Below are 14,290 nucleotides of genomic sequence, written 5' to 3'. Positions count from 1 at the left end.
CGGTTAAACGCCCCCCTCTGATGCCGGGCGCCCGGGCGCCATCGGCAACGAAACCTTGAAGATCGTGCGCCGCGGCACGCTATCGAAATCGATGACCCCGCCATGGTCGCCGATAATCTTGGCCACCAAGGCCAGGCCCAGCCCCGTCCCGTTCATCTTCGTGGTGACGAAGGGATCGAACAGGTTGGCCCGCAGGTCTTCGGGAATGCCGTCACCATTGTCCTGCACGCTGATCAGCAGCGGCAGGTGCACCCGGCTGTCCGACCCCGGCACCGCCAGCCGCACCCCATGCTGATAGGCGGTGGACAGGATGATCTCCCCGCCTGTGTCGGGGCAGGCCTCGGCCGCGTTCTTCACCAGGTTCAGGAAAATCTGGATCAGCTGGTCGCGGTTGCCCAGCACCGGTGGCAGCGACGGGTCGTAGCGCTCGATGAAACGGATGGTGCGGCCGAAGCCGCTCTGCGCCACGCGGCGCACATGTTCCAGCACGCCGTGGATGTTCACGCCGCTCTTTTCCAGCGGCCGACCATCGGTGAAGACCTCCATGCGGTCCACCAGCGCCACGATGCGGTCGGCCTCGTCACAGATGAGGCGGGTCAGCATGCGGTCGCCTTCCGAGGCGTTCTCTTCCAGCAGCTGGGCCGCCCCCCGGATGCCGGACAGCGGGTTCTTCACCTCATGCGCCAGCATGGCGGCCATGGCCACCACCGAGCGGGCCGCCCCCCGGTGGGTCAGCTGGTTGTCGATCTTGCGGGCGATGGACCGTTCATGCAGCGACAGCACCACCAGATCCGGCGGGTCGGACAGCGGGGCGGCCTTGGCGGTCAGGAAATGCAGGCCGATGCGCGGCGTTTCCAGCGTGATGCTGTAGTCCGACACACTGCCGCCCGTCACCCGCGCCTGGTCGATCAGGGAGAACACCGGGCTGTCGCCGGGGATCAGCGTGTCCAGCAGGCTGCCGACCAGCAGGCTGGCGCTGGCGTCGAAGAATTCCTCCGCCTGCAGATTGGCGAAGTGGACGCGCCGCTGCCGGTCGATGACCAGGATCGGTTCCGGCAAGGCGGACAGGATGGTGGTGGGGTCGACCACACCGTCCGTCGAGGCCAGCAAGGCGGCGGTCCGCCCCATCAGGCCGCTTCCGCGTCGCAGCCGGCCTCGGCCATCAGGCCCCGGCCCGACAGGTCGCGGCCGACGATGCCGCGATCCAGCAGGTCCTGGTACCAGCCGCGCACGAAGTCCTTCACCACGTCCGACGTCTCGATGGTGTTCACCCGGGCGCGGTACTCGGCGGAACCCGGCAGGCCCTTGGAATACCAGGCGATGTGCTTGCGCCCGATCTTCAGTCCGGCCTCGGTGCCGTAATGCTCCAGGATGGCGTCGTAATGTTCCAGCACCAGGTCGCGCTGTTCCGTCAGGGTCGGTTCGGCCGGCGCGGTGCCGGTGCGCAGCATCTGGATGACCTGGTTCACGAACCAGGGCCGACCATAGGTGCCGCGCCCGATCATGATACCGTCGGCGCCGCTCTCTTCCAGGCAGCGGGTGACGTCGGGGAAATCGACGATGTCGCCGTTGGCGATGATGGGCAGGCTCACGGCGTCCTTCACCTGGCGGATGAAGGCCCAGTCGGCGGTGCCGTTGTACATCTGGTTACGGGTGCGGCCGTGCACGGTGATCATGCGGATGCCGCACTCCTCCGCGATCTTGGCCAGGCGCGGGGCGTTCAGGTTGCGCTCATCCCAGCCCTTGCGCATCTTCAGCGTCACCGGCACGGACACCGCCTTGACCACGGCCTCCAGAATACGACCGGCCAGCGGCTCATCCTTCATCAGGGCGGACCCGGCGTAGCCGTTCACCACCTTCTTCACCGGGCAGCCAAAGTTGATGTCGATGATGGCGGCGCCGCGATCGACGCACAGCTTCGCCGCCTCCGCCATCGCGTCGGGCTCACAACCGGCCAGTTGGACGGACAGGATGCCTTCGCGGGCGTCGGGGTCGATCTTCTTTTCGGATTCACGGGTGGCGCGGATCATCGCCTGGCTGGCGATCATCTCGGAAACGACCAAGCCGGCACCAGCGCGCTTCACCAGCCGCCGGAAGGGCGTGTCGGTCACGCCCGACATGGGCGCCAGGATCACCGGATCCTCGATGGTGACGGGACCGACCTGGATCGGCGCTAACTTACTGCCCATTTCCTAGGCGCTTTCCATGACTGCTACAAAATTAGGCGGTCAACCTACCATGCCCCCCCGGCGAAGGGAAGCGACGCCACCGAAGACGGCGGATGCGACCATGGTATGGCCGGGTGGCATAAAGGTGGGGCGCGCCCCAGCGCCGTCCGCAAGGGTGTACGGCCCACAAGCCGGTACCGTCGCGGGCGGGATCGGTGCTATCGCTATCGGAATTATAGCGTCCCTATCGTTGGTGAACCCTTAAAATGCCGTCCTGCCTTGCCCTGATCGTCGCCGCCGGCAGCGGCTCCCGCTACGGGGCCGATCTTCCCAAGCAGTACCTGACACTGGCCGGCCGCAGCGTGCTGGCCCGCACCGTCCAGGCCTTCCTGGATCATCCCGAGGTGACGGACGTGCGGGTGGTGATCAACCCCGCCCACCGCGACCTGTATGACGCGGCGGTGGCTGGGCTGGATCTGCCGCCCCCCGTGGCCGGCGGCGCCACCCGCCAGGACAGCGTGCGCAACGGGCTGGAGGCGGCGGCGGAAGCGAACGCCCCTGATCTGGTGCTGATCCACGATGCCGCCCGCCCGCTGGTGGACCGGGCGTCCATCACCGCCGTCATCGCGGCGTTGGCGGAGGTGCCGGCGGCCCTGGCCGCGGCCAGCGTGCCCGACACGCTGAAGCGCGCCGACGCCCAGGGGGCCGTGGCCGCCACGGTGGACCGCACCAACCTGTGGCGGGCGCTGACACCCCAGGGTTTCCGCTTCCCCGATATCCTGAAGGCCCACCGCGATTTGGCGGGACAGGAACTGACCGACGACGCCGCCGTGGCGGAGAAGGCCGGCCTGCCCGTGCGCCTGGTGGCCACCAACCCCGACAACCTGAAAGTGACCCACGCCGGTGACCTGGCGCGGGCGGAGAAGATCATCATGAACGACCTGGGCGACGTCCGCGTGGGCCATGGCTATGACGTGCACAAGTTCACGGAGGGCGACCACATCGTCCTCTGCGGCCTGAAGGTGCCGCACACCCACAAGCTGGAAGGCCATTCCGATGCCGACGTCGGCCTGCACGCCCTGACCGACGCCATCCTGGGCGCCATCGGCGCCGGCGACATCGGCAGCCATTTCCCGCCCACGGACGAACGCTGGCGCGGGGCCGACAGCGGCAAGTTCCTGCAGCACGCCGCCAGCCTGGTGACGGCCAAGGGCGGCGCCATCGCCCATTGCGACATCACCGTCATCTGTGAACGCCCCAAGGTGGGCCCGCACCGCGAGGCCATGGTGGCCCGCGTGGCCGAGTTGCTGAACATCGCGCCGGACCGCGTGTCGGTGAAGGCCACCACCACCGAGGGCCTGGGCTTCACCGGCCGGCGCGAGGGCATCGCCGCCATGGCGACCTGCACCGTGCGCCTGCCCTGGGCGTAACCCCCATGTTCCCGCCGGAGATCGTCCACGCCGCCGAACGCCTGCTGGCCGCCGCCCAAGCGCAGGGCCTGTGGCTGGCCACGGCCGAATCCTGCACCGGCGGCCTGATCGCCGGCTGCCTGACGGCCGTATCGGGATCGTCGTCCGTGGTGGACCGGGGGGTGGTGACCTACAGCAACCAGGCCAAGGTGGATCTGCTGGGCGTGCCCGACGGCCTGATCGCCCGGCACGGCGCCGTCAGCCGCGAGGTGGCGCACGCCATGGCGGAGGGGCTGCTGGCGCGATCACGCGCCGACATCGCCCTGTCGGTCACCGGCATCGCCGGTCCTGGCGGCGGCAGCCTGGAGAAGCCCGTGGGCCTGGTCTATCTCGGCTGCGCCCGCCGCGACCAGGCGGTGGTGGTGGAACGCCATGTCTTCCCCGGCGACCGCGAGGCCGTGCGCCTGGCCGCCGTGGCACGGTCCCTGGCGATGGGCCTGGCCGCCACGGCGCACGAGGAATAAGCGGGCCGCCCTGCCTACTGCTGCTTGTCCTGATAGACGTAACGCACTTCCACACCCGGCCCCGAGGTGACACCCGGGCCGGCATAGTGCCCATGGTAATTGGTCAGCACCACGATGAAGACCGCCATGGGTTGCTGCGTCGCCGGGTTCATGGCGATGAAGGGAAACATGCTGGAATCGATGCCCGGGCCGGCGGGCTGCTTGACCGCCCCGCTCTTGACCATTTGCGCGCCGTGCCCGTCCATCCAGTGGTTGACGTCGGCGATGTAGGGCTTCACGTCATCGATGCCGACATCGCTCATCCGCCGCACGGCGCAGGTGTGATAGGGCGGGCTTTCCACCGTGATGGTGTAGCGGGCGAAATCCGTCTGCTTGTACCAGCCGCGGCCCGGGTCATCCTTCAAAATGCCCTTCACTTCCGCTTCCGTCAGGGCGACCAGCCCATCCGCCACGGCCGCAGTGGACACGGCGGCGTCATCGGGAAAGCGCTTCAGGCAATAACTTTCGAAGAGGTCGGCCATTTCCTGGGCCGCCGCCCCGCTGACGGGCATGGCATGGACGAGCGGCGCGCCACCGCCGGGCGCCGCCGCCTGGGGCGGCGTATCGGTGGGTTGAGATGTCTGGGCCAACGCCGCGGAAGCGGCCACCAATGCCGCGCCCATCAGGACGCCCCCAATGATCGCACGGCGCACCGAACCACCCGACACAGACGGCATCCCCATCAAATCCCCCGTTTCTGGCTATTTTTACCCCGAAATGATCGCAAAATCCGCGATACGGCGATATGTTTGCAGGTATGCATCAAATTGTCGCAGGGGGAAACGGCGGGCGCCACAGCTGAACGCCGGATGCTTGAAAGCCCGCCTTTTCGGCGCGATGATTCCGGAATGCACACCGATCCCTTCTCCGACATCCTGAACCTGGCCAACGCCCGCTCCGTCGTATCGGGTACGCTCAGCGCCGGCCGGGGCTGGTCCATCCGTTTCCGGCCACCGGACAAGATCAAGTTCTTCGCCATCGTCGAAGGCGGCTGCTGGCTGCGGGTAGAAGAGGCCGGCGCGGAGCCTGTCCGCGTGGACCCCATCCGCATAGAGCAGGGCGACGTGCTGCTGGTCAGCCGCCGCCCCATCGTGCTGGCCGACGATCCGGTCCTGCCCCCCATCGACGCCACCGATTTCTATGCCGGCCTGCGCGCCGACCCGACCCGGCGCGCGCACCTGGGCGAAGGCGACGGCTTCATGCTGCTGGGCGGGCATGTGGAGATCGACCCCGCCAACGGCGCCTTCCTGGCGGATATCCTGCCCGCCCTGATCCTGGTCCGCGCCTCGGCGCCGGAGGCCACCACCCTGCGCTGGCTGCTGGATGAGCTGGCACGGGAGCGCCGGCAGGGCAAACCCGGATCGGACCTGGCGTCCACACAGCTGGCACAGCTGGTGTTCATCCAGATCCTGCGAACGCAGCTGGAACGATCCAACGCCGCTGCGCATGAGGCGGCGTCGCCCCTGGCCGCCGGCTGGCTGCGCGCCCTGGGCGACGCCCACCTGGCACCGGCCCTGCGCCTGATGCACGGTGAGCCCGGGCGAAGCTGGCAGTTGGCGGAACTGGCCAAGGCCGCCGCCATGTCACGCACCAGTTTCGCCGTGCATTTCAAGGCGGTGGCCGGGGTGGCGCCCTTGACCTACCTGACGGAATGGCGCATGCGCCTGGCCCAGCGCGCCCTGCGGGATGAGACCACGCCGGTGTCCACCCTGGCGCTGAACCTGGGCTACACGTCGGAAAGCGCGTTCAGCAACGCCTTCAAGCGGGTCACCGGCACGGCGCCCAAGCGCTATCGCGCCCTGGCCCGCGCCCCCGAAACACCGGCCACCTAGGCAACCGGCACCGACAGGTCCAGGACCGGCGGCAACAGGCGGGCCGCCAGGAAATCCACGAAGGCCGACACCTTGGGCGCCAGATGCGGGCTGGCCGGCCAGACGGCGCGGAAGACCACCGCCGGGTTGTCGCAATCCGCCAGCACGATACGCAGACGGCCATCGGCCAACAGGCCACGGACGGCGAAATCGGGCACGCAGGCGATGCCCAGCCCTTGAACCGCCACATGCACCAGGGTGTCGATGCTGTTGGCCACCAGGGTCACCGGCAGTTCCGGCCCCACCCCCTCGCCCAATTGCGGCCAGCGCTGCCGCTTGCCGGTGCTGGGAAAGCGGTAGTGCAGACAGGCATGATTCACCAGATCCGCCGGCGTGCGGGGCAGGCCTGTCCGCGCGAAATAATCCGGCGCGCCCACCAGCAGCAGGCGGGTGCTGCCGAGGCGCCGGGCGCGCAGGCGGCTGTCGGTCAGCTCGCCACTGCGCACCACCACGTCGTAGCCCTCCTCGACCACGTCAACGATGCGGTCGGTGAAATCCAGATCCAGGGTGATTTCCGGATAACGCCGCATGAAGTCAGGCAGGATGGGCCGGAACAGTTCCCCCACCAGGGGGAAGCTGACACGCAGCCGGCCGCGCGGCGCGGCCTGCGTATGCGACAGTTCCAGTTCCGCCGCCTCGATCTCCCCCAATATGCGGCGGCAGCGTTCCAGGAACAGCAGCCCCTCCGCCGTCAGGCTCAGGCTGCGGGTGCTGCGGTGGAACAGGCGCACGGCCAGCCGCTCCTCCAGCCGCGCGATGCTCTTACCCACGGCGGAGGCGGAGATGCCCAGCAGCCGGCCGGCGGCCACAAAGCTGCGCGCCTCCGCCACCTGCACGAAGACGGTGAAGGCGCTGACACTGTCCATGGGGCATTCCTTCGCGGATCAAATTCAGGACTGTTTTATCCGTTATGTTCGGAATTAGCGCCTGTTTTTCCGGTATTAGGCCACCCCCTAGGCTAGCGGCGTTCCCTGCCCTTGCCGGATGCCGACATGTCCTTCCCTTCCCGATCCTTCACAAAGTGGCTGATCCTGTTGTCCGCCTGCCTGACGGCGGTGCTGATCCCGCTCTGCTTCACCGGGCCGGCCGTGGCCCTGCCCGCCATCCATGCGGCGCTGGGCGGTGGACCGGTCGCGCTAAACTGGGTGGTCAACGGCTACATCCTGACCTATGGCGGCGCCATGCTGGCGGTGGGCAGCCTGGCCGACACCTATGGCCGCAAGCGCGTCTGGCTGGCCGGCCTGGCGGCCTTCGCCGCCGTCACCACCGCCATCCCTTATGCGCCCAACGTGTTGACCTTGGATTTCCTGCGCCTGGCGCAAGGCCTGGCGGGGTCGGCTGCCTTCGCTGGCGCCATGGCGGCCCTGACCCAGGAATTCAGCGGCCCCGCCCGCACCCGGGTGTTCAGCCTGCTGGGCACCACCTTCGGCCTGGGCCTGGCCTTCGGGCCGTTGCTGGCCGGCGCCCTGGTCCAGGGTTTCGGCTGGCATGCCGTCTTCCAGGTGCCGGCCGCCCTGTCGGTCCTATCCCTGCTGCTGACCTGGATGTGCGCGCACGAGACGCGCGATCCCGGCGCCAGCGGCCTGGACTGGTCGGGCGCCCTGACCTTCACCGGCGCCCTGACCCTGTTCACCCACGCCCTGCTGCAGGCGCCGGAGGACGGCTGGTCCGCCCCCAACGTGGTGGCCGAACTGGTGGCCTCCGCCCTCATGCTGGCCGCCTTCGTGGGCGTGGAGCGGCGGCGGGCACGCCCCATGCTGGACCTCAGCCTGTTCGCCGACTTGCGTTTCGTCGGCGTGCAGTTCCTGGCCGCCAGCCCGGCCTTCGCCTATGTCGTGCTGATCATCCTGCTGCCGGCCCGGTTCATCGGTGTGGAGGGCTACAGCCCCTTGGCCGCCGGGCGCCTGATGATCGCCCTGTCCCTGCCGCTGCTGGTGGTGCCCTTCCTGGCGGCGTTGGCCGCGCGCTGGGTCACCGCCGGCGCGCTGTCCGGCCTGGGCCTGCTGATCGCGGCGGCGGGCCTGCTGTGGCTGGGCGGCAGCCTGTCCGCCGGTGGCGGCGCCTTGGTGCCCATGGCAGCCATCGGGATCGGCATCGGCCTGCCCTGGGGCCTGATGGACGGCCTGGCGGTCGGTGTGGCGCCCAAGGAACGGGCGGGCATGGCGGCCGGCATCTTCAACGCCGTGCGGGTGGCGGGCGACGGCATCGCCATCGCCGTGGCCGGTGCCCTGCTGGCGGCCTTCCTGCACACCGGCCTGGTGCACGCCGGTGCCACCGGCGACCTGACCCTGGCCGCCAACCGCGCGGTGCTGGGCGATCTGGGCCCCCTGGCCGGCACCCTGCCCAGCCCGATGGGCGCGCGGGCGTTGTATGATGGTGCCTTCGCCCGGCTGCTGGACGTGCTGGCCGCCATCGCCGCCGTCACGGCGTTGATCGTCTTCGCGGCCCTGGGCCGGGTGCGGGCCCATGACATGGCGACGGAGGCTGAATTGGTGGAAGAGGCGGTCCAGGCGTGATGCCGCATGATGCTTGAGGCGCATCGCAAGGGGCGTTGCACCCACCTATCGGGTGGCATCATAGTCGGGGCACGGCGGCAACCAAGCCGCCGGCCCGCCTTGCCTTCCCGGAGTTGCCTGACATGACCCCGCGTTCCCTCGCCCTGGCCTTGACGCTGGCCACCAGCCCGCTGACGCTGGCACCCGGCATTGCCCAGGCCGCCGCCCCGCAGGTCAAGACCCAGGCACCCGGTTACTACCGCGTGATGCTGGGCGATTTCGAGATCACGGCCCTGTCGGACGGCATCGGCAGCTTCCCCATGGACACCATGCTGCCCAACGTGGCGCCGGACAAGGTGCGGGCGGCGCTGGCCCGCAACCATCAGGCGACACCGGTGGAAACCTCCATCAACGCCTTCCTGGTCAACACCGGCAGCCAACTGATCCTGGTGGACACCGGCGTGGGCAACAACATCCCCAAGGCCGGCGGCCGCCTGCTGACGGCCCTGAAAGCGGCGGGCTACACGCCCGACCAGGTGGACGCGGTGCTGGTCACCCACCTGCATCCCGACCATGTCGGCGGCCTGACCGGTGCCGACGGCAAACCCGCCTTCGCCAACGCCACCGTCTATATCAGTGCGGAGGAACAGGGCTATTGGCTGAACGCGGCCGCCGAGGCCAAGGTGGCGGAGGGCAAGCGCGGCGGCTTCAAGGTGGCGCATGCCGCCCTGGACCCCTACGCCGCCGCCGGCCGCCTGAAAACCTTTGAAGGGGCCACCACCCTGTTCCCCGGCATCACCACCGTGCCCGCCCACGGCCATACGCCGGGCCACACCTTCTATGCCGCCGAAAGCCAGGGACAGAAGATGCTGTTCTGGGGCGACACCGTGCATGTCGCGGCGGTCCAGTTCGACAACCCGGCCGCCGTCATCGTGTTCGACAGCGACAACAAGGCCGCCGCCGCCGAACGCGCGAGCGTGTTCGCCGACGCCGCCAAACAGGGCTATTGGGTGGCCGCCGCCCACATCTCCTTCCCCGGCATTGGCCATGTGCGGACCAAGGACGCAACCGACGGCAAGGTGGACGCCAAGAGTTATGTCTGGCTGCCGGCGCAGTACAGCGTGGCGGGGCTGACGCCGTAAGGCCGCGCCATCAGGGAAAAAGGGGCCGAGCCCACCAGCCCGGCCCCTTCCCCAATCAGTTCTTCAGGTACTTCGCCAGCCAGCCCTCGACCTCCTCATAGAAGTGACGGCTGTCTTCGGGCTTTGTGATCCAGTGCCAGGCGTCGGGCCAGACCAGCAGGCGGCTGGGGACGTGCTGGTGCTGTAGGGTGGCCCAGGCCTCCAGCGTGTTGCCGATGGGCACGCGGAAGTCGCGTTCGCCCACGCTCATCAGCATGGGCGTCTTCCAGTTGGCGCCGTAGGTGATGGGGCTTTGGTCGCGCCAGACGGGGTTGCCTTCCCAGGGCGGGCCGCCGTTGTTCAGTTCGCGGTTATAGATGCTGTCGCTTTCGCCCCACTGGGTGGTCAGGTCGACCTCGCCGGCGTGGCTGACCAGGCAGCGGTAGCGGGTGGTGGTGGCCTCCAGCCAGTTGGTCAGGTGGCCGCCGTAGCTGGCGCCGCCGGCGCATTGGCGGGTGGCGTCGATGAAGGGGAAGCGCCGGATGGCCTCGTCCGCCGCCTGGTTGATCTCCTCCGCCGGGCCCTTCAGCGGGTCCAGCTTGATGGCCTGGGCGAAGGCCTCGCCAAAACCGGTGGAGCCGGTGTAGTCGGTCATCAGCAGGACGTAACCGCCGGCCGCCAGCAGGTGATAGTTCCAGCGCAGCCCCACCTGGTCGGGGTTGTTGCTGGCCGCCCCACCGTGGATGAAGACGAACAGCGGGTACTTCTTGGCGGGATCGAAGTTGGGCGGCAGCACGATCATGCTGTGGATGGTGCGGCCGGCCGCGTTCACGGTGGTGAAGTGCTGGGGCGGCGCCCAGTCGATGCCGGCGGCGATGGCGGTGTCGATGTTGGTCAGGTTGGTATGGCTGCCCTTCGCCCCATCATGCGCGCCCGGATCGATCTTCACGATTTCCGCCGGGTTCACCGAACTGCCGTACTGCGCCACCAGTTCCAACTTGCCGGACTTGGGCAGCGACAGGGCGGTGTAGCCGCCGATCTTGGGCTGGGCCACCAGCGTGGGCTTACCGCCCTCGGTCGGCACGCTGTACAGGTTCTCCCCCGCCGATTCCGGCGCCAGGAAATAGACCGTGCGGCTGTCGGGGGAGATGGCGAAGTGGCTGGGCTCCCGGTCGAAGTCCTTGGCGACCAGCGTGGCCGCCCCGCCGGCCGGCCACGCTACCTTACTCAGGCGCGACAGGTTGTAGACCTCCGCCGTTTCCGGCGCGTAGGTGAAATAGAGGCTCTTGCCGTCCGGGCTGAAGGCGGCATGGCCGTACTCACCGCCCTGGCCCGTGATCTCCCTGGGCTCCGCGCCACCAGTCGCCGGCATGCGGTAGAGGTGGTGGTGCACGTGGGCGAAGGCGGCGTCCCAGCGCTGCAAGGTCGCCTGGAAGATGATTTCGCCACCATCCGGACTCCAGATCGGGGCCAGGGAGACGCTGCTCTCCCCCTGCACGCCGCTGAAGCCGTCGGTGTGGGCGAAGGCGGTGGGGCTCAGGACATCGCGGGCAACGGCGCCCGGCAGCAGGTCCTGCACCATCACCGTCGGCTGCTTGTCATCCAGCCATTCGTTCCAATAGCGGACGGGGAAATGCTCATAGGTGCGGACGTTGTATTTGCGCGCCTTGTGGTCCGCCGCAATCTTCTTGTTGGCGTCATCATCCGTGGCCCCGGGGAAGACGCGGCTCTCGAACAGGATGGCCTTGCCGTCGGGGCGCCATTGCGGATGGCTGGCGCCGGTGGACAGGGTGGTGACACGGTGCGCCTCGCCGCCCTGGGCCAGGTCCAGGATGTAGATCTGCTCGGCCTCATCCCCCTCGCGCTTGGCGGTGAAGGCGATGCTGCCGCTGTCGGGCGACCAGGCGGCGTCGCTCTCCCCGCCCTTGGTGTTGGTCAGGCGACGGGGTGCGCCGCCGCCGTCGGCCGGCACCAGCCACAGGTCGGTGACGGCCTTGTCCGTCTCGTACGACGGCTCCACCATCGAGAACAGCACCCACTTGCCATTGGGGCTGGTGATGGGCGCGCCGACGCGCTTCATCATCCACAGGGTCTCATGCGTGATCGGCTTTTTCTCAATCGCCTGGGCCGAAGCCCCCAGCGCCCCGAAAGCGCAACCCGCCAACAGCGCGCCCGCCAAGACGCGCGTCACAGAATCCCTCATCTCTACCCCTGCCTGCTTATGTTCCCCGCGTTGGGGGAAGCTTAGCAGGGCGGGCGGGGATCATCAAAATTTAAGCCGGGGTTAAACCAATGACCTATTCGGTACGACGCACCACAGCACTGCGACGCGCCTTCAGTAAGGCACCGAATTTCCGGAGGATGGTTTCCATCAACGCATAAGGCAGCCGCCCGTAAGCGACGCTGGCTGCGTCACCGCCCCGCAAAGGCCGTAGGTCCGGGCCCGGCCAAACGAAGCGGTTAGCTTCTGTCAGCACCACCCAGGACCGACCAGCGTCCAGTCCCAGGCGCTGTTTGGTGCCAGGGGGAATTTCAACGGCATGTTCGGGATCATTGGGCAGTGTGTGGGTAATCGGCAGGACCGTCACCACCTCGTCGCCATCTTCCGTGGTCGTCACAAGAACGACGGCGCAAGGCCGATCCTTGACGCCTTCATCTTGACCGCGCAGGTGTTCCTGCCGCCAAAGATAACTGTAACGCAGCACAAGGCCCTGCGTGGGCTTTGGAAGCGCCACTCTCAGGGAAGCATTTCGGCGTCGAACGCCTTGGTTTCCGGATCAAGACGCGATTTCTCCAGCGCCTCGATATCCGCGTCCGTGAAATCGTCAAGCCCCAGGACCTGCCGGTCGCGGCGCTTGAGGCGAGCATATTCCTCAGTGGAGATCAGAACAGTAAAGTCCCGCCCCTCACGGGTGACGGCCACCGGTTCGCGCAAGGCGATGTCCTGGTAGCGCGTAACGTCACGCTGAAAATCCGCGACCGACACCTTCAGCATCACCGTCACTCCATCCACTCGCTTCGCGCAGCTTATGCGATTTGCGCGGAACCATCAAATGAGCGGACGAGGGCGGCGCGTCAACCAGACCGCATCGGCAACCTCAAACAGCCCCCACCGGCTTCCCCCCCGGCGCACCATACAGCTGGTGCGCCCGGGCCTCGAAGGCGGCGACCATGCGGCGGACGGCTTCGCCGAACAGGGCGCCGATGATCTTTTGCAAGATCAGGTTGCGGAACTCGAAATCCACGTAGAAGTCGATCAGGCAACCCTCGGGGTGCGGCTCGAAAATCCAGTGGTTGTTCAGATGGTGGAAGGGGCCGTCGGTGTATTCCACGTCGATGCGCAAGCCGGGCTCATCCAGCGTCACCTTGGAGGTGAACTTCTCCCGCACCATCTTGAAGCCGATCACCAGATCGGCCCAGATGACGTTGCCCTCGCGGCGGCGGATGCGCGCCGCCACGGCCCAGGGCAGGAATTCCGGGTACTTCTCCACTTCCGCCACCAGGCGGAACAGCTGCTCCGGCGTATACGGCAGGACGCGCTTTTCGGCGTGCGTGGGCATACGGCTTACTCGGCGGCTTCGATAGAGGCCGGGGCGGGCTTGGCCAGGCCCAGCTTGGCCTCGCGGGCCTCGCGCAGCTTCACAAAGTCGTCGCCGGCATGGTGGCTGCTGCGCGTCAGGGGCGAGCTGGAGACCATCAGGAAGCCCTTGCCGCGGGCCAGCGTGGCGTAGCTGGCGAACTCGTCCGGGGTAACGAAGCGGTCCACCGGCGCGTGCTTGGGCGTGGGCGCCAGGTACTGGCCGATGGTGATGAAGTCCCCGTCCGCCGCGCGCAGATCGTCCATCACCTGCCCCACCTCTTCCCGCGTCTCGCCCAGGCCGACCATGATGCCGGACTTGGTGAAGATGCTGGGGTCCAGCTCACGCACCCGCGACAGCAGGGACAGCGAGGTGAAATAGCGGGCCCCCGGCCGGATGGTCGGGTACAGGCGCGGCACGGTTTCCAGATTGTGGTTGAACACGTCGGGACGCGCCTCCACCACCGTTTCGATGCCGCCCGGCTTCTTCATGAAGTCGGGCGTCAGCACCTCGATGGTCACGCCCGGCGCCTGGCGGCGGATGGAGCGGATGGTCTGGGCGAAGTGGGCCGCACCACCGTCGGGCAGGTCGTCACGGTCGACGGAGGTGACGACCACGTGCTGCAGCTTCATGCGGGCCACGGCCTCACCCACATTGTCGGGCTCATGCGGGTCCAGCAGGTCCGGACGGCCGGTCGCCACGTTGCAGAAGGCGCAGGCGCGGGTGCAGACAGCGCCCAGGATCATGAAGGTGGCGTGGCGCTGCTTCCAGCATTCGCCGATGTTGGGGCAGGCCGCCTCCTCACACACCGTGTTCAGCTTCAGGCCGCGCATCAGGTTGCGCGTCTCATTGAACACACCCCCGGCCGGCGCCTTGACGCGCAACCACTCCGGCTTGCGCTGGACGGGGTTGTCCGGGCGGCTCTGCTTTTCGGGATGGCGGATCTTGTCGGCGGTCATGGGCGGCACTGCCTTGGGAAAAGGTGTTCCTGAAACATAAGGGGGCCGGAGCGGAAGGCCAAGTGCGCCGGGCGAACCCCACGCATGCACCCACCCCGCTCCAGCCCCCGATATCAAAACCCTGGC

14 protein-coding genes are annotated in these 14,290 nt (G+C 68.0%); 5 read left to right on the top strand and 9 right to left on the bottom strand.

The annotated features are described in order from the left end of the window. Window positions 1-3: 3 nt before the first annotated feature. Both PW843_14365 and dusB read right to left on the bottom strand, forming a co-directional pair. Window positions 4-1,128 (bottom strand): ATP-binding protein, encoded by a 1,125-nt coding sequence (locus PW843_14365; GenBank protein MDE1147782.1) that lies wholly within the window; start codon window positions 1,126-1,128, stop codon window positions 4-6. Then, window positions 1,128-2,189, bottom strand: a complete 1,062-nt coding sequence (gene dusB, locus PW843_14360; GenBank protein MDE1147781.1) for a tRNA dihydrouridine synthase DusB — start codon at window positions 2,187-2,189, stop codon at window positions 1,128-1,130. Before dusB ends, PW843_14365 begins: the two co-directional genes overlap by 1 nt. A 245-nt stretch (window positions 2,190-2,434) precedes the next feature. Between dusB and PW843_14355 the strand changes: the two genes are divergently transcribed. Together PW843_14355 and PW843_14350 are read left to right on the top strand one after the other, a co-directional pair. Beyond that, window positions 2,435-3,598 carry a bifunctional 2-C-methyl-D-erythritol 4-phosphate cytidylyltransferase/2-C-methyl-D-erythritol 2,4-cyclodiphosphate synthase gene (locus tag PW843_14355; GenBank protein ID MDE1147780.1) on the top strand — a complete coding sequence of 388 codons (1,164 nt, stop codon included), beginning with the start codon at window positions 2,435-2,437 and terminating at the stop codon, window positions 3,596-3,598. A 5-nt stretch (window positions 3,599-3,603) separates the two neighbouring features. Then, window positions 3,604-4,101 (top strand): CinA family protein, encoded by a 498-nt coding sequence (locus PW843_14350; GenBank protein ID MDE1147779.1) that lies wholly within the window; start codon window positions 3,604-3,606, stop codon window positions 4,099-4,101. A gap of 14 nt (window positions 4,102-4,115) precedes the next feature. On the opposite strand, the gene PW843_14345 is transcribed toward PW843_14350, so the two are convergent. After that, complete coding sequence (locus tag PW843_14345; protein ID MDE1147778.1) at window positions 4,116-4,823, bottom strand: hypothetical protein; 708 nt, start codon at window positions 4,821-4,823, stop codon at window positions 4,116-4,118. A 165-nt stretch (window positions 4,824-4,988) separates the two neighbouring features. Between PW843_14345 and PW843_14340 the strand changes: the two genes are divergently transcribed. Beyond that, window positions 4,989-5,972, top strand: a complete 984-nt coding sequence (locus tag PW843_14340) for an AraC family transcriptional regulator (protein ID MDE1147777.1) — start codon at window positions 4,989-4,991, stop codon at window positions 5,970-5,972. Here PW843_14340 and PW843_14335 read toward each other — a convergent pair. Continuing rightward, on the bottom strand, window positions 5,969-6,877 hold the full coding sequence (locus PW843_14335) for a LysR family transcriptional regulator (protein ID MDE1147776.1): 909 nt from the start codon (window positions 6,875-6,877) through the stop codon (window positions 5,969-5,971). The two genes, PW843_14340 and PW843_14335, sit on opposite strands and share 4 nt — an antisense overlap. A 126-nt stretch (window positions 6,878-7,003) precedes the next feature. Between PW843_14335 and PW843_14330 the strand changes: the two genes are divergently transcribed. Together PW843_14330 and PW843_14325 are read left to right on the top strand one after the other, a co-directional pair. Continuing rightward, window positions 7,004-8,527, top strand: a complete 1,524-nt coding sequence (locus PW843_14330) for an MFS transporter (protein ID MDE1147775.1) — start codon at window positions 7,004-7,006, stop codon at window positions 8,525-8,527. 122 nt (window positions 8,528-8,649) lie between these two features. Then, the gene (locus PW843_14325) at window positions 8,650-9,648 is read left to right on the top strand and encodes an MBL fold metallo-hydrolase (protein MDE1147774.1); all 999 of its coding nucleotides are present in this window, start codon (window positions 8,650-8,652) and stop codon (window positions 9,646-9,648) included. Window positions 9,649-9,703: 55 nt separating this feature from the next. On the opposite strand, the gene PW843_14320 is transcribed toward PW843_14325, so the two are convergent. The 5 genes from PW843_14320 to lipA form a co-directional block, all read right to left on the bottom strand. Beyond that, on the bottom strand, window positions 9,704-11,818 hold the full coding sequence (locus tag PW843_14320; GenBank protein ID MDE1147773.1) for a S9 family peptidase: 2,115 nt from the start codon (window positions 11,816-11,818) through the stop codon (window positions 9,704-9,706). A 106-nt stretch (window positions 11,819-11,924) separates the two neighbouring features. Continuing rightward, window positions 11,925-12,362 (bottom strand): hypothetical protein, encoded by a 438-nt coding sequence (locus tag PW843_14315; GenBank protein ID MDE1147772.1) that lies wholly within the window; start codon window positions 12,360-12,362, stop codon window positions 11,925-11,927. Window positions 12,363-12,364: 2 nt separating this feature from the next. Further along, on the bottom strand, window positions 12,365-12,622 hold the full coding sequence (locus PW843_14310; protein MDE1147771.1) for a type II toxin-antitoxin system Phd/YefM family antitoxin: 258 nt from the start codon (window positions 12,620-12,622) through the stop codon (window positions 12,365-12,367). 103 nt (window positions 12,623-12,725) lie between these two features. Further along, window positions 12,726-13,187: a type II toxin-antitoxin system RatA family toxin gene (locus tag PW843_14305; GenBank protein ID MDE1147770.1), complete on the bottom strand. Its 462-nt coding sequence runs from the start codon at window positions 13,185-13,187 to the stop codon at window positions 12,726-12,728. A 5-nt stretch (window positions 13,188-13,192) separates the two neighbouring features. Beyond that, window positions 13,193-14,164, bottom strand: coding sequence for a lipoyl synthase (gene lipA / locus PW843_14300; GenBank protein ID MDE1147769.1), 972 nt, complete (start codon window positions 14,162-14,164; stop codon window positions 13,193-13,195). Window positions 14,165-14,290 lie beyond the last annotated feature (126 nt).

The sequence above is a fragment of the Azospirillaceae bacterium genome (genome assembly GCA_028283825.1).
Taxonomy (GTDB): Bacteria; Pseudomonadota; Alphaproteobacteria; order Azospirillales; family Azospirillaceae; genus Nitrospirillum.
This window is presented reverse-complemented; position numbering and strand designations above follow the sequence as displayed.

Bases quoted from the DNA above. Each gene is read 5' to 3' on its own strand.
- PW843_14365 (MDE1147782.1), bottom strand. From the start codon at position 1,128: ATGGGGCGGACCGCCGCCTTGCTGGCCTCGACGGACGGTGTGGTCGAC.
- PW843_14325 (MDE1147774.1), top strand. From the start codon at position 8,650: ATGACCCCGCGTTCCCTCGCCCTGGCCTTGACGCTGGCCACCAGCCCG.
- lipA (MDE1147769.1), bottom strand. From the start codon at position 14,164: ATGACCGCCGACAAGATCCGCCATCCCGAAAAGCAGAGCCGCCCGGAC.
- PW843_14330 (MDE1147775.1), top strand. From the start codon at position 7,004: ATGTCCTTCCCTTCCCGATCCTTCACAAAGTGGCTGATCCTGTTGTCC.
- PW843_14310 (MDE1147771.1), bottom strand. From the start codon at position 12,622: ATGCTGAAGGTGTCGGTCGCGGATTTTCAGCGTGACGTTACGCGCTAC.
- PW843_14345 (MDE1147778.1), bottom strand. From the start codon at position 4,823: ATGGGGATGCCGTCTGTGTCGGGTGGTTCGGTGCGCCGTGCGATCATT.
- PW843_14305 (MDE1147770.1), bottom strand. From the start codon at position 13,187: ATGCCCACGCACGCCGAAAAGCGCGTCCTGCCGTATACGCCGGAGCAG.
- PW843_14340 (MDE1147777.1), top strand. From the start codon at position 4,989: ATGCACACCGATCCCTTCTCCGACATCCTGAACCTGGCCAACGCCCGC.
- PW843_14335 (MDE1147776.1), bottom strand. From the start codon at position 6,877: ATGGACAGTGTCAGCGCCTTCACCGTCTTCGTGCAGGTGGCGGAGGCG.
- dusB (MDE1147781.1), bottom strand. From the start codon at position 2,189: ATGGGCAGTAAGTTAGCGCCGATCCAGGTCGGTCCCGTCACCATCGAG.
- PW843_14355 (MDE1147780.1), top strand. From the start codon at position 2,435: ATGCCGTCCTGCCTTGCCCTGATCGTCGCCGCCGGCAGCGGCTCCCGC.
- PW843_14350 (MDE1147779.1), top strand. From the start codon at position 3,604: ATGTTCCCGCCGGAGATCGTCCACGCCGCCGAACGCCTGCTGGCCGCC.